The sequence below is a fragment of the Kitasatospora sp. NPDC059577 genome, assembly GCF_042735475.1.
Classification (GTDB): domain Bacteria; phylum Actinomycetota; class Actinomycetes; order Streptomycetales; family Streptomycetaceae; genus Kitasatospora.
On record NZ_JBHWBZ010000013.1, the window covers coordinates 134,335 to 153,050 of the forward strand.

Annotated in this window: 21 protein-coding genes; 13 read left to right on the forward strand and 8 right to left on the reverse strand. The window is 72.4% G+C overall.

All coding sequences use genetic code 11. The annotated features are described in order from the left end of the window. Positions 1-131 precede the first annotated feature (131 nt). From ACFV0O_RS14120 to ACFV0O_RS14130, 3 genes are all read right to left on the reverse strand, one after another. A complete protein-coding gene (locus ACFV0O_RS14120) occupies positions 132-398 on the reverse strand; it encodes a hypothetical protein (protein ID WP_380340863.1) in 267 nt (88 codons plus the stop codon). A 211-nt stretch (positions 399-609) separates the two neighbouring features. After that, positions 610-954, reverse strand: a complete 345-nt coding sequence (locus ACFV0O_RS14125) for a rodlet layer protein (protein ID WP_121174808.1) — start codon at positions 952-954, stop codon at positions 610-612. An 84-nt stretch (positions 955-1,038) separates the two neighbouring features. Continuing rightward, the gene (locus tag ACFV0O_RS14130) at positions 1,039-1,383 is read right to left on the reverse strand and encodes a hypothetical protein (protein ID WP_030232098.1); all 345 of its coding nucleotides are present in this window, start codon (positions 1,381-1,383) and stop codon (positions 1,039-1,041) included. A gap of 301 nt (positions 1,384-1,684) precedes the next feature. On the opposite strand from ACFV0O_RS14130, the gene ACFV0O_RS14135 reads away from it, so the two are divergent. Then, positions 1,685-2,404: a hypothetical protein gene (locus ACFV0O_RS14135; RefSeq protein ID WP_380340868.1), complete on the forward strand. Its 720-nt coding sequence runs from the start codon at positions 1,685-1,687 to the stop codon at positions 2,402-2,404. Positions 2,405-2,550: 146 nt separating this feature from the next. Here the strand turns inward: ACFV0O_RS14135 and ACFV0O_RS14140 are convergent, their stop codons facing one another. From ACFV0O_RS14140 to ACFV0O_RS14150, 3 genes are all read right to left on the reverse strand, one after another. Next, positions 2,551-2,931 carry a hypothetical protein gene (locus tag ACFV0O_RS14140; protein ID WP_380340871.1) on the reverse strand — a complete coding sequence of 127 codons (381 nt, stop codon included), beginning with the start codon at positions 2,929-2,931 and terminating at the stop codon, positions 2,551-2,553. A 113-nt stretch (positions 2,932-3,044) separates the two neighbouring features. Continuing rightward, entirely contained in the window at positions 3,045-3,317 is a 273-nt protein-coding gene (locus ACFV0O_RS14145) for a chaplin (protein WP_380340874.1), read from the reverse strand. Between the two features lie 109 nt (positions 3,318-3,426). Beyond that, positions 3,427-3,669 carry a chaplin gene (locus tag ACFV0O_RS14150; RefSeq protein ID WP_360252948.1) on the reverse strand — a complete coding sequence of 81 codons (243 nt, stop codon included), beginning with the start codon at positions 3,667-3,669 and terminating at the stop codon, positions 3,427-3,429. A gap of 573 nt (positions 3,670-4,242) precedes the next feature. Between ACFV0O_RS14150 and ACFV0O_RS14155 the strand changes: the two genes are divergently transcribed. Together ACFV0O_RS14155 and ACFV0O_RS14160 are read left to right on the forward strand one after the other, a co-directional pair. Then, positions 4,243-4,482 (forward strand): chaplin, encoded by a 240-nt coding sequence (locus ACFV0O_RS14155; RefSeq protein ID WP_350521601.1) that lies wholly within the window; start codon positions 4,243-4,245, stop codon positions 4,480-4,482. Positions 4,483-4,744: 262 nt separating this feature from the next. Beyond that, positions 4,745-6,382, forward strand: a complete 1,638-nt coding sequence (locus ACFV0O_RS14160) for an RICIN domain-containing protein (RefSeq protein WP_380340879.1) — start codon at positions 4,745-4,747, stop codon at positions 6,380-6,382. Positions 6,383-6,401: 19 nt separating this feature from the next. Here the strand turns inward: ACFV0O_RS14160 and ACFV0O_RS14165 are convergent, their stop codons facing one another. Then, a complete protein-coding gene (locus ACFV0O_RS14165; RefSeq protein ID WP_380340882.1) occupies positions 6,402-6,989 on the reverse strand; it encodes a DUF4291 domain-containing protein in 588 nt (195 codons plus the stop codon). 156 nt (positions 6,990-7,145) lie between these two features. On the opposite strand from ACFV0O_RS14165, the gene ACFV0O_RS14170 reads away from it, so the two are divergent. The 3 genes from ACFV0O_RS14170 to ACFV0O_RS14180 all read left to right on the forward strand — a co-directional run bounded on the left by ACFV0O_RS14170 (position 7,146) and on the right by ACFV0O_RS14180 (position 10,503). Further along, entirely contained in the window at positions 7,146-8,426 is a 1,281-nt protein-coding gene (locus tag ACFV0O_RS14170; protein ID WP_380340885.1) for a hypothetical protein, read from the forward strand. A 63-nt stretch (positions 8,427-8,489) separates the two neighbouring features. Next, positions 8,490-8,987, forward strand: a complete 498-nt coding sequence (locus tag ACFV0O_RS14175; RefSeq protein ID WP_360252960.1) for a MarR family transcriptional regulator — start codon at positions 8,490-8,492, stop codon at positions 8,985-8,987. 76 nt (positions 8,988-9,063) lie between these two features. Continuing rightward, positions 9,064-10,503, forward strand: a complete 1,440-nt coding sequence (locus ACFV0O_RS14180) for an MFS transporter (protein WP_380340888.1) — start codon at positions 9,064-9,066, stop codon at positions 10,501-10,503. Positions 10,504-10,560: 57 nt separating this feature from the next. On the opposite strand, the gene ACFV0O_RS14185 is transcribed toward ACFV0O_RS14180, so the two are convergent. Then, positions 10,561-11,043: a hypothetical protein gene (locus tag ACFV0O_RS14185; RefSeq protein ID WP_374119985.1), complete on the reverse strand. Its 483-nt coding sequence runs from the start codon at positions 11,041-11,043 to the stop codon at positions 10,561-10,563. 465 nt (positions 11,044-11,508) lie between these two features. On the opposite strand from ACFV0O_RS14185, the gene hemL reads away from it, so the two are divergent. The 7 genes from hemL to ACFV0O_RS14220 all read left to right on the forward strand — a co-directional run. Continuing rightward, entirely contained in the window at positions 11,509-12,837 is a 1,329-nt protein-coding gene (hemL, locus tag ACFV0O_RS14190; RefSeq protein ID WP_380340892.1) for a glutamate-1-semialdehyde 2,1-aminomutase, read from the forward strand. 79 nt (positions 12,838-12,916) lie between these two features. Further along, entirely contained in the window at positions 12,917-13,567 is a 651-nt protein-coding gene (locus ACFV0O_RS14195) for a histidine phosphatase family protein (RefSeq protein WP_380340926.1), read from the forward strand. 256 nt (positions 13,568-13,823) lie between these two features. Then, positions 13,824-14,441 (forward strand): TlpA family protein disulfide reductase, encoded by a 618-nt coding sequence (locus ACFV0O_RS14200; protein WP_380340895.1) that lies wholly within the window; start codon positions 13,824-13,826, stop codon positions 14,439-14,441. 11 nt (positions 14,442-14,452) lie between these two features. Then, complete coding sequence (locus ACFV0O_RS14205; RefSeq protein ID WP_380340929.1) at positions 14,453-15,244, forward strand: cytochrome c biogenesis CcdA family protein; 792 nt, start codon at positions 14,453-14,455, stop codon at positions 15,242-15,244. Positions 15,245-15,246: 2 nt separating this feature from the next. Beyond that, positions 15,247-17,046 carry a cytochrome c biogenesis protein ResB gene (locus ACFV0O_RS14210; RefSeq protein ID WP_380340897.1) on the forward strand — a complete coding sequence of 600 codons (1,800 nt, stop codon included), beginning with the start codon at positions 15,247-15,249 and terminating at the stop codon, positions 17,044-17,046. Between the two features lie 3 nt (positions 17,047-17,049). Next, on the forward strand, positions 17,050-18,180 hold the full coding sequence (gene ccsB, locus ACFV0O_RS14215) for a c-type cytochrome biogenesis protein CcsB (RefSeq protein WP_380340900.1): 1,131 nt from the start codon (positions 17,050-17,052) through the stop codon (positions 18,178-18,180). 123 nt (positions 18,181-18,303) lie between these two features. Next, a partial coding sequence (locus ACFV0O_RS14220; RefSeq protein ID WP_380340903.1) for a hypothetical protein occupies positions 18,304-18,716 on the forward strand: 413 nt, incomplete at its 3' end.

Sequence of the window (18,716 nt, forward strand, 5' to 3'; positions counted from 1 at the left end):
GCCTCAATCACTCTCCCGGCCCCGCCGCGCCCCCCGGGCCCCGCCACGGCCGGACCCCCCCCCCGGGGGCCGCCCACCCCCGCCGCCGGCCGGGCCCACCCCCCCGGGCCCGCGGCCCGGCCTTCGTGCTGCTACATCCAGCCCTTGATGTGGGCGAAGCCCGCGCCGCCGCCGATGATGTCGGTGGAGGTGGCGGCGATGCCACCGAAGCCGCCGACGGCGGTGTCGGTGGTGTGGGCGACGCCGAAGCCCCCGGCGGCCAGGAACGGCTGGTCGGCGCTGGCGGCGAACTCGCCGCCACCGGCCAGGCCGACGTGGGCGAAGGCCGGGGTGGCGGCACCCGCGAGCGCCAGTGCGGCGGTGGCGGTCAGCGCGGCCTTGGCCAGCATGCTCTTCATGGTTCTGCCCTCTCTCTGGGAGCGCCCCCGCGGGCGCTCTGACACGTGTTCACATCAGGCCGTCCGGCCGGGCGCCCCACGCGCCGGACCGGACGGCCGGTCACCCGGACGGTCCGCGTCGCCGCGGCCGGCCGGACACCTCGTCCGTCAAGCCCGGAGGGCCCGGGGAGACCTTCCTCCCCGGGCCCTCCGTCCGTGCCGTGCCCCGTGATCAGCCGATCAGGTGCGAAACGCCCGCGTCGCCCGAGGACTGGGTGTTCTGGCCGACGTTGCAGATCTGCTTCGGGGTGCTGTTCAGGACCGGAACCTCGACCGGAACCGCGACGCCGATGACGGCGACGGCGATGTTGTGGACCTCCGGCAGGCAGATGTTCGCGTTGTCCAGGGTGTGGAAGTTCGGGCTGCCGTTGCCGTGGGTGCCGGTCTGGTTGGTGCCGCCGTTGCCCTGGACGGAGGTGGCGGCGCCGTCCGAGTCGACGATGGCGGAGGCCGAGCCGGCGGACATCGCGATGGCGGCGGCGGCCAGGCCGGCGGCGGCGAGGGACTTCTTGATCATTTCCGGTTTTCCTCTCGGGGGTGAATCGGGGAGCGATTCGGGGGTGGATCAGAGGGGGTGGTGCAGGGGGAGCTGAACGGAGCGTCAGCCGATCAGGTGGGACACGCCCGCGTCGCCGTGGCTCTGCGTGCCCTGGCCCTGGGTGCAGTACTGCTTGCCGCCGCTGTTGGCGATCGGGACCTCGACCGGGACGGCCACGCCGAGCACGCCGACGGCGATGTTGTGGATCTCGGGGAGGCAGACGTTCGCGTTGTCCAGGAAGTGGAAGTTCGGGCTGTTGTTCCCGACCGTGCCGGTGAAGTTGGTGCCGCCGTTGCCCTCGATGGAGGCGGCGGCACCGTCCGCGTCACCGATGGCCGAGGCGGGCGCGGCGGCGGCGGCCAGCGCGGCGACGGCCAGGCCGGCGGCGGCGAAGGACTTCTGGATCATGGGGAGATCCCTCTCTGAAATGCTCTTGGATTCCTTGCGTACAACGCGTAGAACGCTCAGACCCGGTCTGCAGTCACTGACGTCCAGATCAAAGAATGACGGCACGGAAGGTTACGGGCATTTTTTAAAAGAGTCCGGGAGGCGCGACGCAGGATGGTTTCCGGTCGGATTATTAGGCCGAACCGGTTAACCGGCGCAATCCGTGCTCCCGTTCGCTCGTTGAGGCAGATTGCTTTCCGGCTGCGCCCGCGCAGCCCTTCCTCAGTGGTCCCCCAGTACGGACAGCAGAACGGTGAAAAGCATGAAGTTCTCCAAGCGGGCCGGCGCGATGCTTCTGGCGGTCGGCGCGGGCGTGCTCGCCTCCCCGGGGGCGGCCTCCGCCGCCCCGGTCGGACCCGACCAGGTCGGAGCCCTGGAGGACGCGCTGGCCACCCGGCAGGTCCCGGCGGAGGTGCCGCTCACCCCGCTGGGCAGCCGGCTCTCGGCCGGCATCCCGACCTCCCTGCTCATGCCGCCGGTGCCGGGCCGCACCACCAGCACCAGCACCGAGCTGGTCCCGGAGCGGATCGTCCCGCAGCTGAGCACCGGCAAGGTCGGTCCGAGCGCCAAGGCCGAGCTGCCGCTCCCGCTGCTCGACCAGGGCGCCGACCTCGGCCGGGTGCTGCTGGACGCGCCGGCCCCGCCGCTGCACGCCGACACCCCCGGGGTCAGCCTCGGCAAGCCGCTCTCGCTCGCCGAGGACGGCGCCGGTCAGCTCGCCGGCGGCCGGCTCAAGGTGGGCGAGGTCGACCCGCGCCTGCTCACCGGCGCCGTGCAGGCCGTCCCCGGAGCCAGCGCCAGCCTCGGCGGCGACGACCACCGGCTCTCGGTCACCGACGAGGTGAGCGACCTGACCACGACCACCGCCGCGACCGCCACCGAGGTGGTCGGGCAGACCGGACTGGCCGACCCCGCGGCCACCACCGCCACCGCCACCGGCGTCGTCCGGCAGACCGGACTGACCGACCTGACCCGGCTCTGATCCCGGATCCCGCTCCGGCCCGGTCCGCCCCGGCGACGCCCCGCACGGCAGGAGCCCGGCACCCCGCTCGTCGCGCGGGTGCCGGGCTCCGGTGCGTCCGGACGGCTCGGCCGGGCAGGACACCGGCCGGCCGGGGAGGACGTCGCTCAGCCGGGCAGGACGCCGGTCAGCCCGCCGACCAGCGGGAGGTCCTTGACGCCGCCGCCCGCGCTCAGCGGGCCGGTCAGCGTGCCGGTGCCGACCGGGGCGAGGCCCTGGTCCGGCTGGACGGTCGCGCCGTTGTTGAGCACGTCGGCGGAGGAGTTCGCCCACGGGTCCAGGCGCAGGCTCTTGATCGGCGCGATGCCGTAGCCGAGCCCGGAGGTCGTCCCGTTCAGGGCCTGGCCGACGTCCGTCCTGGCCAACGTGGCCGGCCCGGCCGGGGCCTGACCGGCCGGGGCGGTGGCGGCCTGCGCCGTACCGGCGCCGAGCAGGACCGCGGCGCCGACGGCGGCGGCCACACCGGCTCCGCTCTTCTTCGAAACCATGCGGATCACCCTTCGGTGGATCGGGGGTCCCGGACGGCCGTCCGGGGATGCCGAACTGCCCCCCGGCCGACTGGTCGGGGGGCAGGACGGCCGGATCACGTGCCGATCGGGGATCAGCAGTCCGCCGCCGCCGGCGGCGGGGGCAGCTCGACGTTGGCGCAGCTGTTGCCGAAGGCCGGGTTCAGCAGGCCGATCACGTTGATGGAGTTGCCGCACAGGTTGACCGGGATGTGCACCGGCACCTGGACCTGGTTGCCGGAGGCGACACCGGGGGAGCCGGCGGCGACGCCCTCCGCGCCCGAGCTGGCGGCGGCGGAGCCCGCCGCGCCCAGCACCAGGCCGGCAGCGGCGGCGGAGAGGACGGCGGCCTTCTTCACGTTCTGCATGGGGGTTGATCTCCTCGATCACACACGGGTGGAGCGTGCCGCGCCCCGGCGCTGCGGGGCACGGCACGAGCTCGGTGAATCAGCTGTCGCCGGTGCGGCGACCGCCGGTTCAGCCGATGTTGGCGCAGTTGTTGCCGAACGCCGGGTTCAGGATGCTGATGACGCCGATGCTGTTGCCGCAGACGTTGACCGGGATGTGCACCGGGATCTGGATCTGGTTGCCGGAGAGCACGCCGGGGGAGCCGGCGGCGACGCCCTCGGCGCCGGAGCTGGCGAACGCGCCGCCGGCGGCACCGAGCACCAGGCCGGTGGCGGCCAGGGACAGGACGGCGGCCTTCTTGAGGTTACGCATGGTCTTTCCTCCGATTTCTGCCCGACGGAAGAGAAGTGTCGGGTATTCGGGTGAGCACGAATACTCACCCGATGGCTTCAGGGATTGCCGTGATTTTCACTCGGGCGGCGCACACCGGCGTGTTCCGCCCATGGCGCGGGCGTGGACGCAGCCGCCGTGTCGCAGCGCCTCTCGAAATCCCTCCCGCACGGCCGGGAAGGCTCGGACGAAGGCGCGACCGGACGGAATTCCCGGTCAGACGTTCCGGCGGGGATTGCCGGACGCCGCGTTCGGGAGGCCCGCCACCCCGATCGAGCCGCCGGTGGCCGCGCTGCCGACGACGGCGTGGGCGAGCTTGCGCATGGGCGGTACTCGATTCGTGTGTGGGGGCCGGTGGACCGGGTTCCGTGAGGGAGAACGAGGTAGGGCGCGTGGGGAAACGGCCCGGCCGAAGTCGATCACCCGAATGCCGACCGGGGGCCCCGTTACTCCGGACGGGTGACAGTGCGCGCACCGTCGCAACCGGTGCGGGGAGGTCTCGTTCTTGATGTCGCACTCCCCGTGCATCTCTGTTTGATCAGTCAGGAGGCTCGCATGAGCATCAAGAAGACCGCCGCCGTCGGCGCGGCCGTGGTGGGCATCGTGGCCGCCGGCGCCGGCACCGCGATGGCCAGCTCCGGCGCCGAGGGCGTCGCCGCCGGTTCCCCCGGTGTCATCTCGGGCAACCAGATCCAGGTTCCGGTGCACGTTCCGGTCAACCTGTGCGGCAACACCATCGACATCGTCGGCCTGCTGAACCCGGCGTTCGGGAACCACTGCGCCAACGTGGGCTGAGCCCGCACCCGGTTCGGCCGGTGTGAGCCGCCGTTCCGCGCTTCCCTCCTGGGGCGCGGGGCGGCGGCTCTTCGCGTTGCCGGGGCGGCTCCGCGTCGCCGGGAATCCGTCCGTCCGTCAGGTCCCGGTGCGTCACAAGCCTTGTTGTGTTACTTGTCAGTTCCTAGAATCCGAGTCCTGCTCACCTTTTCAGCTCCTCTCTTGCTCCGCGCCGCTCGGCGCCCCGCCCGGGCGGCCCCCCACCCCCCGCAAGGAGTCGCGTGTGATCAGGTCCCGACTGTCGGCGGCGCTCGCCACCGGCGCCCTCGTGGCCACCCTCGGCCTGGCCGGTGCCCCCACCGCCCTCGCCGACCGAGCCCCGGCCCCGGCGCCCGCCGCCGCCAGACCCGCCGCGGTCGTCGCCCTCGGCGACAGCTCCATCTCGGGGGAGGGCGCCGGCACCGACACCGGCGACGGCTACTTCCCGGAGACCGACAGCCCCACCGACTACTGCCACCGGCACCCCAAGTCGGAGATCTTCGTCACCGACATCCCCGGGGTCACCCCGATCGACCTCGCCTGCTCCGGCGCCCAGACCGGCGACCTGGTCAGCGACCCCGAGCTGGCGAAGATCACCGGCCCGGGCAGCGGCGACTTCGGCGAGCCCAAACAGGACGTCAAACTCGCCGACGCGGCGTCCAAGTACGACGTCAAGCTGGTCGTGGTGACGATCGGCGCCAACGACGACTTCGACTTCAGTGGCGTCATGATGCACTGCCTGGCGCAGTACTTCCCGATCCCCAAGGACCAGGGCTGCCGCGACACCATCGGCAGCGACGAGATCCGCCGGCGCGCCGAGGGCGTCCGGCCCAAGGTCGTCGCGGCGCTGCAGAACATCCGTCAGACCATGCGCCGGGCGGGCTACGCCGACTCCGCGTACCAGCTGGTCTACCAGTCGTACTTCAACCCGATCACCCCGGACATCCGGCGCAACGACTACCTCGGGAAGGTCGCCGACGGCTGTCCGGCCTTCCCCGAGGACCTCGCCTGGGGCCACAACTGGGTGGTGCCGACCTTCAGCGACGCACTGCGCGGCGCGGCCGAACAGGTGCCCGGCGTCCGGTACCTGGACCAGCGTCGGGTCGCCTTCGGGCACGAGGTCTGCGCGGAGTGGACCAGTTCCCCGTACGAGTACAGCAACGGGGACGTCATCAACCTCTCCGAGTGGGTGCGCAACGGCTGCGACTCGCAGATCGGCATCCCCGGGCTGTGCATGAACATGGTCCGCCAGTCGTACCACCTGCGGGTGGCCGGCTACCGCGGCGAGGGCGTCTGCCTCGGCCAGTTCTACGCCCGGCCCGAGCTGACCCAGGCCTACTGCACGCTCAACCAGCAGAACACCACGTCGATCCAGCCGCTCACCCCGGGCAAGCCCTTCGGCGACGTCCCGGAGGACGGCTCCTGGTACCAGCTGACCAACGCGGCCACCGGCAACGCCCTGGACCTCACCGGCGGCGGCAGCTACGGCGACTCCACCAACGGCCGGGCCGCCATCAGCTACCCGGCCGGCGGCGGGCTCAACCAGTCCTTCGTGCTGGAGGCCAAGGTCGGCGGCAGCTACGAGCTCGACTTCAGCGGCAACCGCGACATGTGCCTGGACGCCAACGCGGCCGCCACCGCCCCCGGTACCCGGATCCAGCAGTGGCGCTGCAACGGCGGCGGCAACCAGCACTGGGTGTTCGAGCCGGCCGGCGACGGCCGCTACAAGATCGCCGACTCCCAGGACCGGAGCAAGGTCCTGGCCGCCGGCAGTGCCGTGGACGCCAAGGGCAACCCCTACGTCCAGCTCGCCACCGACACCGGTGCCGCCGACCAGCTCTGGCAGCTCACCAAGCTCGGCATCGTCTACGTGAAGGGCTGACCCGGCCCGCCGGCACCGCTCAGGCCGTCGTCGCCCCCACCCGGGCGGCGGCGGCCGCGCCGATCGGGTACGGCGTCTCGACCGGCAGCAGCGCCGGGTCCCGCTCCAGCCGCACCCGGTCGGCCAGTGCGGTGACGTCCGTGATCCGCCGGATCCACTCGTCCGCGTACCGCCGCACCGCCTCGCCGCGCAGCCCGACCTGGACCGCCCGGTGGTCCAGCGGCCGCAGGTGCAGATCGCGCTCCGGGTCCCACTGCACCCGCACCGGACTCTGCCGCAGCTCCCGCTTCCAGGCCGCCTGCGAGTCGTGCACCCGGCCGGTGTAGGCGCTCAGCACCGCCCGCTCCAGCGCCCAGTCGAAGCCCTCCCGGCTGATCTCCAACGCCAGCACCCGCTCCTGCCCCGGGCTCCTTCCCCAGTTGCTGCGATGCATCATCCAGAGGAACGACGGCTTGATCCAGGTCATCCGGTCCCGGGAGAACGCCTCCGGGAACCGCCCCTCGGCCGCGGCGGGCCCGGCGATCGCGGGCGGGAAGGCCTGGTAGACGGTGATCGTGTCGGCGGTGTGGGCGGCCCGGACCAGGCGCGTCGACGGGGTGTTCGGCATGCCCGGAATCGTCGCGGGCGCCCGGCCGGGGCGCCAGGGGTTTTCGCACCGGGCGGGGGACGGCGGGCCGGGCGGAGGACGTGCCGTAGGCTCACGGGAAAATCGTTGCGCCGGAGCCGCGCGGACCACGAGCGGGGCGGGGAGTACCCAGAGCAGATGAGCACGGCATCGAGCACCGAGTCGGCCGGCACCGAGCCGGGCACACCCCCCGAGGCGACGTCGGCGCCCTCCGAGGAGCGGACGGGCCGGGCGCCCGGGCGCTTCGGGGCGCTGGTGGACCGCTTCGCCCCCGCGCTGGGCGCGTACGCCGTGGTCAAGGCCACCGGTCTGACCGTCTTCATGCTGCTGCTCTCGCACACCGGCGACTACCTGAACAAGCAGCCGGGCCGCGGCGGTGGCGCCAACCCCTGGGACGTGCTGAGCACCTGGGACGGCGTCTGGTACCAGCGGATCGCGGAGAACGGGTACGACCCGCAGCTGATCCCGCTGCACGGCTTCCCGCTGGCCACCTACTACGAGAACTCGGCCGCCTTCTTCCCGCTCTACCCGTGGTTGATGCGGCTGGTCGGCGCGGTCACCGGGCTCGGTTCGTACGGCGCCGGGATCGTGGTCTCGGTGCTCGCCTCGCTGGTCGCGGCGGCCGGGATCTTCGCGATCGCCGAGCGGCTCGGCGGCTTCCGGGCGGGTGTGACGGCCGCGGTGATCTGGGGCCTGTTCCCGGGCTCCGGCGTGGAGTGGGCGGTCTACTCGGACTCGCTGTTCGTCGCGCTGTCGGCCTGGGCCTGCTACTGCGTGATGACCCGCCGCTGGCTGACCGCCGGCGCGCTGGCGCTGGCGGCGGGCCTCAACCGGCCGACCGCCGCCGCGCTGATCGCCGCGGTCTCGATCGCCGCGCTGGTCGCGCTGGTCCGCCGCACCGATGGGGTGGCCCGGCCGCTGACCGCGATGCTGATCACCCCGTGGGGCCTGATCGGCTACGTCGCCTGGGTCGGCTGGCGGATGGGCGACTGGGGCGGCTACTTCAAGCTCCAGCGCGGGGCGTGGAACCGCTACTTCGACGGCGGCGCCTCCACCCTCCGCACGTTCATGGACGTGATCACCGGCCACTGGGGCTTCTGGCAGTCCAATCCGGTGCCGGACCTGATCGCCGTCGCCCTGCTGATCGCCCTGCCGGGCCTGCTGGTGCTGCTGTGGCGGGCCCGTCCGCCGCTGGTGCTGTGGGTGTACACCGCGCTCACCATCGCCACCGCGCTGAGCAGCAACCAGATCTTCGGCAACATCTCGCGCTACCTGCTGCCGGCCTTCCCGCTCTGCATCGGCCTGGCGTTCGCGCTGCGCAGGGTGCGGACCCCCTCGCTGGTCGGGCTGTTCGCGATGCCCGCGATCGCGGCCGGCTGGTACGCCGGCTATGCGCTGTTCGAGTTGGGCATCCCGTAGACCCGGCGTTGGTTGGCAACGGGATCATCCGGCAGCAGACGGGCCGTTGCTAACCTCGGACGTATGACGACGACCCCGCCCGTGCGCCAGATCCGCGACATCTCCGGCCTGCTGGACCACGCGAGCCACGTGCTGGCGACCCGGATGGCGGCCGCCTTCACCGAGCTCGGGATCACCCCGCGGGCGTACTGCGTGCTGTTCCACGCGCAGGAGACCGAGCGCACCCAGATCCAGCTGGCCGAGCTGGCGGACCTGGACAAGACCACCATGGTGGTCACCGTCGACGAGCTGGAGAAGGCCGGCCTGGCCGAGCGCCGCCCGTCCGCGACCGACCGCCGGGCCCGGATCATCTCGGTCACCGAGGCGGGCGAGCGCGCCGTCGTGGAGGGCACCGCGATCGCCGACCGGGTGCACCGCGAGCTGCTGGACTCGCTCCCGCAGCCCGAGCGCGAGGTCTTCGTGTCCGCCCTGACGCACCTGGTGGGCGGCCTCCTCGCGGAGCCGGTGGAGAGTGAACGCACCGTACGCCGGGCGCGCCGGGCCCGGGGCCACCACGCCTGATCCCAAGATAGATAGTCCCGAACAAAACAATCTGCTAGCGTTCACACCCGGTACTCGACGAACCGGGAGAACCGCCATGACCACGCACGCCCCGGCCGCGCCCGCCGCGGCCCCCGCGACCTCCGCCCGTTCCCGCACCCTCGCCCTCGCGGTGCTCTGCGCGGGCATGCTGATGATCATCCTGGACGGCTCGATCGTCACCGTGGCACTGCCCGCGATCCAGGACGACCTGCACTTCTCGCCCGCCGACCTCACCTGGACGGTCAACGCCTACCTGATCGCCTTCGGCGGCCTGCTCCTGCTGGCCGGCCGGCTCGGCGACCTGATCGGCCGCAAGCGGGTGTTCGTCGCCGGGCTCGCCCTCTTCACCGCCGCCTCGCTGCTCTGCGCCCTCGCCACCGGGCAGGGCGTGCTGATCGCCGCCCGCTTCCTGCAGGGCGTCGGCGGCGCGATGGCCTCCGCGGTCAGCCTCGGAATGATCGTCACGCTCTTCCCCGAACCGCGCGAACGCGGCCGCGCCATCGGCGCGTTCAGCTTCGTCGGCGCGGCCGGAGCCTCGATCGGCCAGGTCCTCGGCGGAGTGCTCACCCAGACGCTCGGCTGGCACTGGATCTTCCTGATCAACCTGCCGCTCGGCCTCGTCGCGGCCCTGCTCGCGGTCCGGGTGCTGGAGGACGACCGCGGCCCCGGTCTGCGGGCCGGCGCCGACGCCCTCGGCGCCGCACTGGTCACCGCCGCCCTGATGCTCGGCATCCACACCGTCGTCGGCACCGGCGAGCACGGCTGGGCCTCCGCCCGCACCGTCGTCCCCGGCGCGCTCTCGCTCGCCCTGCTGGCCGGCTTCCTGCTCCGCCAGGCCCGCGCCGCCCACCCCCTGCTCCCGCTGCGGATGTTCCGCTCCCGCAACGTCTCCGGTGCCAACGCGGTGCAGGTGCTGATGGTCTCCGCGCTGTTCGCCTTCCAGGTCCTGATCGCGCTCTACCTTCAGGACGTCCGCGGCTACGGCGCCGCCGCCACCGGCCTCGCGATGCTCCCGGCCGCGCTCGCCATCGGCACCGTCTCGCTCGCGCTCTCCGCCCGGCTGAACGCCCGCTTCGGCGAACGCCCGGTGCTGCTGACCGGGTTGGTCCTGTTGGTCGCCGCCCTCGCGCTGCTGTCCCGGCTGCCGGCGGACGCGGACTACGCCCGCGACCTGCTGCCCACCATGCTGCTCGCGGCCGGTTTCGGCCTGGCGATCTCGGCGCTCACCGTGCTCGGCATGTCGGGCGCGGGCCCCGCGGACGCCGGCGCCGCCTCCGGCCTCTTCAACACCGCCCAGCAGGTCGGCGGGGCGCTCGGGGTCGCCGTGCTGACGACCCTCGCCGGCGGTCGCACCCGGGCCCTCGCGGCCGCCGGGCACCCCGCGGCCGAAGCGCTCACGGGTGGCTTCCGAACGGCCTTCGGGGTGGCCGCGGGCCTGCTGACGGTGGCCCTGCTACTCGCCGCCGTCGTGCTCCGTACACCCGAGAGGAATTGACGGAGCGTCACATGACGTCGCCCCGGCCCGCGTTCGGCGGCGTCCGGGGCGGCGTGCTCACGGCCAGACCAGGCAGTACAGCTGGTGTCCGGCCTCGTGCAGCCGGTTGGCGAAGTCCTGCCACTCGTGCAGCATGCTGTAGATGACGAAGGCGTCCCGCGGTCCGCGCCGGTCCGGGACGGTGGACCAGATGAAGGCGGCGGCGCCGAGCTCGGTCTCGTCGGCCTTGCGCAGCGGCTCGACGACGTTGTGGGGGAGCTGTACGACGGCGTAGTCCGGGTGCAGTACGACGAGTTCCAGCGGGGGCACCTGGTGCAGCGGGACGCCCTGGATGCCGGTGAGGACCATGGCGCTCATGGTCTCCGGTTTGATCTTGGTGGAGAGGTGGCCGGTGGGGGAGCCACTGGTCTCCATCAGGTCGCCGAGCCGCCCCAGCGCGCCGAGTTCGCCGGCGTCCAGCCCGAGCCCGCCCGGGCCGAGGGCGGTGGGCACCCTCGCGGCGGTCGCGCGGTCGGGGGCGCCGAAGTACTTGTACGTCACCCCCACGCGTCCCTCACCCCGCCTCTCGCCGCCACGGCGACCACGACCCGTCCCCGCTCCCGTACCCCCGCGTGCGGCCTCGGCGGGCCGGCGGGAGCCCCCCGCGGCCTCGTCGTAGCCGTCCTGCGCCTCGGACACTCGGACCATCCTCACCGGAATTCGCCGGAATCGACAGACCCCCGCACGTCCGGCGTCCCACCGGACGTGCTCCTTACCCGTCATGCGCCGCCGTGCCCACTCGCGGGCCTTACCCACTCGCGGCCGACAGCAGTCCTCTCCACACCCCTGCACACAACCGGAGCGCTCGCGCACCCTGAGTACACAGTCTGACTGGTCCGTCCTGCGGAGCAGTCAGCGGCCCCGGCTGTACGGACTGTACGGACAACCGTACAGACAACGGTGCCCGGATCATCGTTCCAGATGATCGGGTCCGACATGCAGAGCGCAAGGACACGATTTGAGACCATGTCCTTTGTGAGCTACCCCTACGAAGCCCCCCAGTCCCAGTCGCTGTTCGACCGCGCCTCCGTGGTGACGCCCGGCGGTGTCAACTCCCCGGTGCGCGCCTTCCGCGCGGTCGGCGGCACGCCGCGCTTCATGGTGTCCGGCACCGGCCCCTACCTCACCGACGCCGACGGCCGCGAGTACGTCGACCTGGTGTGCTCGTGGGGTCCGATGATCCTCGGCCACGCGCACCCCGCGGTGATCGACGCCGTCCAGCGGGCCGTTGCCCACGGCACCTCCTTCGGCACGCCCGGCCAGGGCGAGGTCGAGCTGGCCGAGGAGATCGTCTCCCGGGTCGCCCCGGTCGAGCAGGTCCGCCTGGTCTCCTCCGGCACCGAAGCCACCATGTCCGCGATCCGGCTGGCCCGCGGCTTCACCGGCCGGGCGAAGGTCGTGAAGTTCGCCGGTTGCTACCACGGTCACGTGGACGCCCTGCTGGCCGCCGCCGGTTCCGGCGTGGCCACCTTCGGCCTGCCCGACACCCCCGGCGTCACCGGCGCCCAGGCCGGCGACACCATCGTGCTGCCCTACAACGACCTGGCCGCCGTCGAGCGGGCCTTCGCCGCCAACCCGGGCGAGATCGCCTGCGTGATCACCGAGGCCTCGCCCGGCAACATGGGCGTCGTCCCGCCGCTGCCCGGCTTCAACGCGGGCCTGGCCCGGCTCTGCCGGGACAACGGCGCGCTGTTCGTCTCCGACGAGGTGATGACCGGCTTCCGCGTCTCCAAGGCCGGCTGGTACGGCCTGGAGGCCGCGCACGAGGGCTGGGCGCCCGACCTGCTGACCTTCGGCAAGGTCATGGGCGGCGGCTTCCCGGCCGCGGCCTTCGGCGGCCGCGCCGACGTGATGGCGCACCTCGCCCCGGCCGGCCCGGTCTACCAGGCGGGCACCCTCTCCGGGAACCCGATCGCCACCGCGGCCGGCCTGGCCCAGCTGCGCGGCTGCACCGACGAGGTGTACGCGACGGTGGACCGGGTCGCCGCCGAGATCTCCGGCCTGGTCTCCGAGGCGCTCACCAAGGAGGGCGTGACGCACCGCCTGCAGACCGCCGGGAACATGTTCTCGGTGTTCTTCACCGAGGCCGCCGTCACCGACTACGACGAGGCGAAGACCCAGGAGGCGTACCGTTTCACCGCCTTCTTCCACGCGATGCTGGCCGAGGGCGTCTACCTCCCGCCGTCCGCCTACGAGTCCTGGTTCGTCTCGGCGGCCCACGACGAGCGGGCGATCGAGCGGATCGCCGCCGCCCTGCCGGCCGCCGCGCGCGCCGCTGCCGCCGCCACGGCCTAGGCCGGACCGGCCCCAGTCCACCCCGAGCCCCAGGAGCAGTTGAGAAGTGAGCGCCAAAGAGATCACCGTCGTCCACCTGATGCGGCACGGTGAGGTGCACAACCCGGAGGGCGTCCTGTACGGGCGCCTGCCGGACTACCACCTGTCCGAGCTGGGCCGGCGGATGGCCGACCGGGTGGCCGAGGACCTGGCCGGCCGGGACATCACCCACGTGGTGGCCTCGCCGCTGGAGCGCGCCCAGGAGACCGCCGAGCCGATCGCCAAGGCGCACGGCCTGGACGTCGCGGCGGACGAGCGGCTGATCGAGGCGGAGAACGTCTTCGAGGGCAAGACCTTCGGCGTCGGCGACGGCTCGCTGCGCAACCCGGGCTACTGGAAGTACCTCACCAACCCGTTCAAGCCCTCCTGGGGCGAGCCGTACCTCGACCAGGTGGTGCGGATGATGGGCGCGCTCGGCGCCGCCCGGGACGCCGCGCGCGGGCACGAAGCGGTTTGCGTCAGCCACCAGCTGCCGATCTGGATCGTCCGCTCCTTCGTCGAGCGCCGCCGGCTCTGGCACGACCCGCGCAACCGGCAGTGCTCGCTGGCCTCGCTGACCAGCTTCACCTTCGAGGGCGACAAGATCGTCTCGGTCGGCTACCGCGAGCCGGCCCGCGACCTGCTGCCCGCCCACCTGGTGGGCAAGGGCCGCAAGGGCGACAAGCCGGTGGGCAAGAGCTTCGGCGCCTAGGGCTTGTCCGACAAGCCCTGGCCCCCGGCCCGGGCGGCGCGGCCGGCGTCACGCGGTGGTGTGCGAGCCGTGTCACACGGCGGCGCGCGACCGGCGTCACGCGCCCGCGCGCACGGCGCGTAAGTGGTGCGTAAGTATGACTTCGGGTCACCCGGCGAGCGCCGGGTGACCCGATTTCGTCGCAGGTCAGGAGGGGTGCGACGCGCAAGGCAGGACCCCCCCGAACCTGCCCGGAACTCCATGCGAAACTTTTCACATGTCTGCCATGACGCGCCCCCGACCCCGTGTCGCCGCAGCCGCTGCCGCCACCGCCGCCGCCGCTGCGCTCGCCCTCACCGGCTGTTCCTCCTCGGGCTCGGCCGGCAGCGGCGAGGGCCAGGTCGGCTTCGTCACGGTCAAGGGCACCAACCTGTCCAAGGCGGACGCCGGCAAGCGCGGGGACGCGCCGGACATCTCCGGGGACACCCTGGAGGGCGGCCAGGCCAAGCTCTCCGACTACCGGGGCAAGGTCGTCGTGCTGAACGTCTGGGGCTCCTGGTGCGGGCCCTGCCGGGCCGAGGCGAAGAGCCTGCAGGCCGTCGCCGACAAGTACAAGGACCAGGGTGTCCAGTTCCTCGGCGTCAACACCCGGGACACCGAGAAGGGCAACGCCGTCCGCTTCGAGCAGGAGCAGGGCGTCGCCTACCCGAGCATCTTCGACCCGGCCGGCACCCAGCTGCTCAAGTTCCCCAAGGGCAGCCTCAACCCGCAGTCCATCCCGACCACCCTGATCATCGACCGCGACGGCAAGCTCGCCGCCCGCGCCGTCGGCGGTACGACCGAGGACGCGCTGGAGTCGATCCTGCAGCCGGTGGTCGCGGAGCAGAAGCAGTGAGCCTGCCGCCACTGCACCAGGCCGCGCTGCACCAGGCCGGACTCCAGCTGGCCGACACCACCACGACCGTCCAGAGCGGTGCGCTGCTGGTCGCCGCCCCGGTCGCGCTGGTGGCGGGGCTGGCGTCGTTCTTCTCGCCCTGCGTCCTGCCGCTGGTCCCCGGCTACCTGTCGTACGTGACCGGCTTCTCCGCCGCCGACCTGGCGGACGCCCGCGGCTCGCGGCGCGGCCGGATGCTGCTCGGCGTGGTGCTGTTCATCCTCGGCTTCACCGCGGTCTTCGTCTCCACCGGTGCGCTCTTCGGCTACTTCGGCCAGGAGCTGCAGGACTACAAGCGGACCATCAACATCGTGCTGGGCACCCTCACCGTGGTGATGGGCCTGGCCTTCATGGGCCTGGTGCCCGGGCTGAGCATGCGCGAGGTCCGCTCCCACCGCCGTCCGGCGGTCGGCCTGCTCGGCGCCCCGGTGCTCGGGGTCGTCTTCGGCGTCGGCTGGACGCCCTGCATGGGACCGACCCTGACCGCGGTCCAGAACCTGGCCCTCAACCAGGCCGACGCCCAGCGTGGCGCACTGTTGACCACCTTCTACTGCCTCGGCCTCGGCGTACCGTTCATCCTGGCCGCGGTGGCCTTCCGCCGGGCGCTGGGCGCCTTCGGGTGGGTCAAGCGGCACTACCCGCTCGTCATGCGGATCGGCGGCGGCATGCTCGTCGCGGTCGGTCTGCTGCTCGTCACCGGGGTCTGGGACTCCATGATGAGCGAACTGCAGTCCTGGACCGCCGACTTCCGGATCGGAATCTGACCGTGAGCAACACCACGACCGAGACCGAGCAGCCCCCGGCGCCGGACGACACCGCCGCCGAGCGGCTCAGCACCGCGCCGGTCGAGTCCGACGGACCGACCGGCATGGGGGCGTTCGGCTGGGCGCGCTGGATGTGGCGCCAGCTGACGTCGATGCGGGTCGCCCTGATCCTGCTCTTCCTGCTCTCGCTGGCCGCCATCCCGGGCTCGCTGATCCCGCAGTACCAGAACGGCCAGGGGCAGCTGAAGGTCGAGGCGTGGAAGGCCCAGCACGGCACCGTCGCGCCGATCTACGAGAAGCTCCAGCTCTTCGACGTCTACAGCTCGGTCTGGTTCTCCGCGATCTACATCCTGCTGTTCGTCTCGCTGGCCGGCTGCATCGTCCCGCGCACCTGGCAGTTCGTCGGCGTGCTGCGCTCCCAGCCGCCGGTCGCGCCGCGCAACCTGACCCGGATGCCGGTGCACGCGGTCTGGCGCACCGGGGCCGACCCCGACACGGTGAACGCCGCCGCGCACCGGCTGCTGCGCAAGCGCGGCTTCCGCGCCAACCTGTCCGGCGGCTCGGTCGCCGCCGAGAAGGGCTACCTGCGCGAGGTCGGCAACCTGCTCTTCCACCTGTCGCTGTTCGCGCTGCTCGGCGGCTTCGCCTGGGCCAGCCTGGCCTCCGGCACCGGCGGCAAGCTGATGGTCGCGGGCGAGGGCTACTCGAACACCATCACCCAGCTCGACGACTTCAACGGCACCCGGTTCTACGGCAACCAGGACCTCGACCCGTTCTACCTGAAGCTGGACGGCTTCACGTCGGCGTTCCAGACCAAGGGCGACCAGATCGGCGCGGCCCGGCAGTTCACCGCGAACGTCGAGTACTACGCGGGCAGCGACGAGTCGAAGCTGAAGAAGTCCACGATCGAGGTCAACCACCCGCTGGAGATCGGCGGCAGCAAGGTCTACCTGATCGGCCACGGCTACGCCCCGGTGGTCACCGTCCGCAACGGCAAGGGCGACGTCGTCTACCAGGGCGCCGTCCCCTTCCTGCCGCAGGACGCGAACCTGACCTCGACCGGTGTCGTGAAGGTCTCCGACTACGGCACCGGCCCCGACGGCACCAGGACCCAGATGGGCTTCTCCGGCTTCTTCCTGCCGACCGCCCCGCTGAGCTTCGAGGGCACCGGCCCGGTCTCGCTCTTCCCCGGTGACGCCGAGCCCGAGCTGGTCCTGAACGCCTTCGCGGGCGACCTCGGCACCGACTCCGGCCTGCCGCAGAACGTCTACCAGCTCAACACCCGCAAGCTGACCCAGCTGACCCAGGACGGCCAGCCGGCCAAGGCCCGGCTCAAGCCCGGCCAGGGCTGGACCCTCCCCGACGGCTACGGCTCCGTCACCTTCGAGGGCTACAAGCAGTGGGCCAGCTTCAACGTCTCGCACCGCCCCGGCAACGCGATCGCCCTGACCGGCGCCGTGCTCGCGATCCTCGGCCTGATCGGCTCGCTGTTCATCCAGCGGCGCCGGATCTGGGTGCGGGCGGTCGCCCTGCCGGGCGGCGGCACCCAGGTGGAGCTGGCGGGCCTGGCCCGCAGCGAGTCGGCGAAGATCGCCGAGGAGCTGGCCGAGCTCGCGGTGGACCTCCAGGACGACGCCCCGGCCTCCGAGGAGGAGGACGGGGAAACCGCTCCCGAGCACGGGGAAACCGCTCCCGATGACGGGGAAACCGCTCCCGAGCACGGGGAAACCGCAGCACCCGACGACCCCGAGGCCGAGGCCTCAGCCCCCGCAGTCCCTGCCGACCAGAACTCCAAGGAGTAGACGGTGCAACTCGCCTCGGCGGTCGACCCCCAGATGGCCGACCTCTCCAACAAGCTGATCTATTCGGCGATGGTGGTCTACACGCTCGCCATGTTCGCCCACATGATCGAGTGGACCTTCGGCAGCAGGGGTGCCGTCGCCGTCCGCTCGAAGGAACAGGCGGGCAGCCTGTCCGAGACCGTCGCCGCGGCGGGCCGGAAGGCCGCGAAGAAGGTCACCGTGACGGTGGCGGGGGCCGGCGGCGGCACCACCACGCTCACCCGCACCGCGGTCGCGGGCGAGGGCGCGACGGTGGTCACCAGCGGGCGCGGCGCCGAGGAGGAGGACGGCCCGGGCGCGGCCGGCACCAACGACAAGGCCGACCTGGCCGGCCGGATCGCGGTCTCGCTGACCGTGCTGGCGCTGCTGCTGCACGGCGGCGGCATCGTCGCCCGCGGCCTGTCGGTGTCCCGCTGGCCGTGGGGCAACATGTACGAGTTCTCCTGCGCCTTCGCCTTCGCGATGACGGCCGCCTACCTGGTGCTGCTGGCCTCGCGGAAGAAGGTCCGCTGGCTCGGCCTGCCGGTCGTCGTCGCGGTGCTGCTGACCCTCGGCATCGCCACGACCACGCTGTACACCGACTCCGAGCAGCTCGTCCCGGCGCTGCACTCGCCGTGGCTGGCGATCCACGTCTCCACCGCGATCTTCTGCGGCGGTGCCTTCTACGCGGCGTTCATCGCCACCCTGCTCTACCTCGGCAAGGACTCCTTCGAGAAGCGCGTCGAGGCGGGTCTGACCACCGGGCCGTTCGGCACCTCGGCGTCGATCTGGCGCCGGCTGCCCGCCGCGTCGACCTTCGACAAGCTGTCCTACCGGATCAACGCCCTGGTCTTCCCGCTGTGGACCTTCACCATCATCGCGGGCGCGATCTGGGCCGAGGCGGCCTGGGGCAAGTACTGGGAGTGGGACCCGAAGGAGACCTGGTCGTTCATCACCTGGGTCGCCTACGCCTGCTACCTGCACGCCCGGGCCACGGCCGGCTGGAAGGGCCGCAAGGCCGCCTACCTGGCGCTGGCGGCCTTCGCCTGCTGGCTCTTCAACTACTACGGCGTCAACATCTTCGTCACCGGCAAGCACTCCTACGCGGGGATCTGACCGGGGCACACCGTCACCCACCGGCCCGGCTCTCTCCCACAGGTAGCCGGGCCGAGGTGTGACAGGGGTAGTGCGCGCCGGCCGCCGGCCGGTGCGAGAGGGAACTGAGGAGGAAATCGCGCAATGGAGTGCGACGAGGTCATGCTGACCGTCCGAATCACCGCCGCCGAGCGCATGCTGCTCCGCCGGCTCGCCCAGGGACACCGCAGCGACGTGTCCGAGGTGGTGTCGGACGCGCTGCTGGACATCATCCCCACGCTCAGCGCGCCGGGGGACGCCTACCGGCTGCTGAGTGCGCTGGCGATGCCCGCGCCGTGCGCGCTGACGGTCTGGTTGCCGACCCCGCTGGCGGACCTGCTGGTGCCCGGCGCGGCCCGGATCGCGCAGATCACCGACGTCCGGATCGAGTCGGCCAGGGCCGCCCCGGGGGGGGGGCGGCGGCGCCGGGGGGGGCCCGGCCCCGGGCGGGGGGCGGCCCAACACACCGGGATTGAACCCCGGGGGGGCCCCGGGGGGGCGCGGGGTGGCGCCCGTCA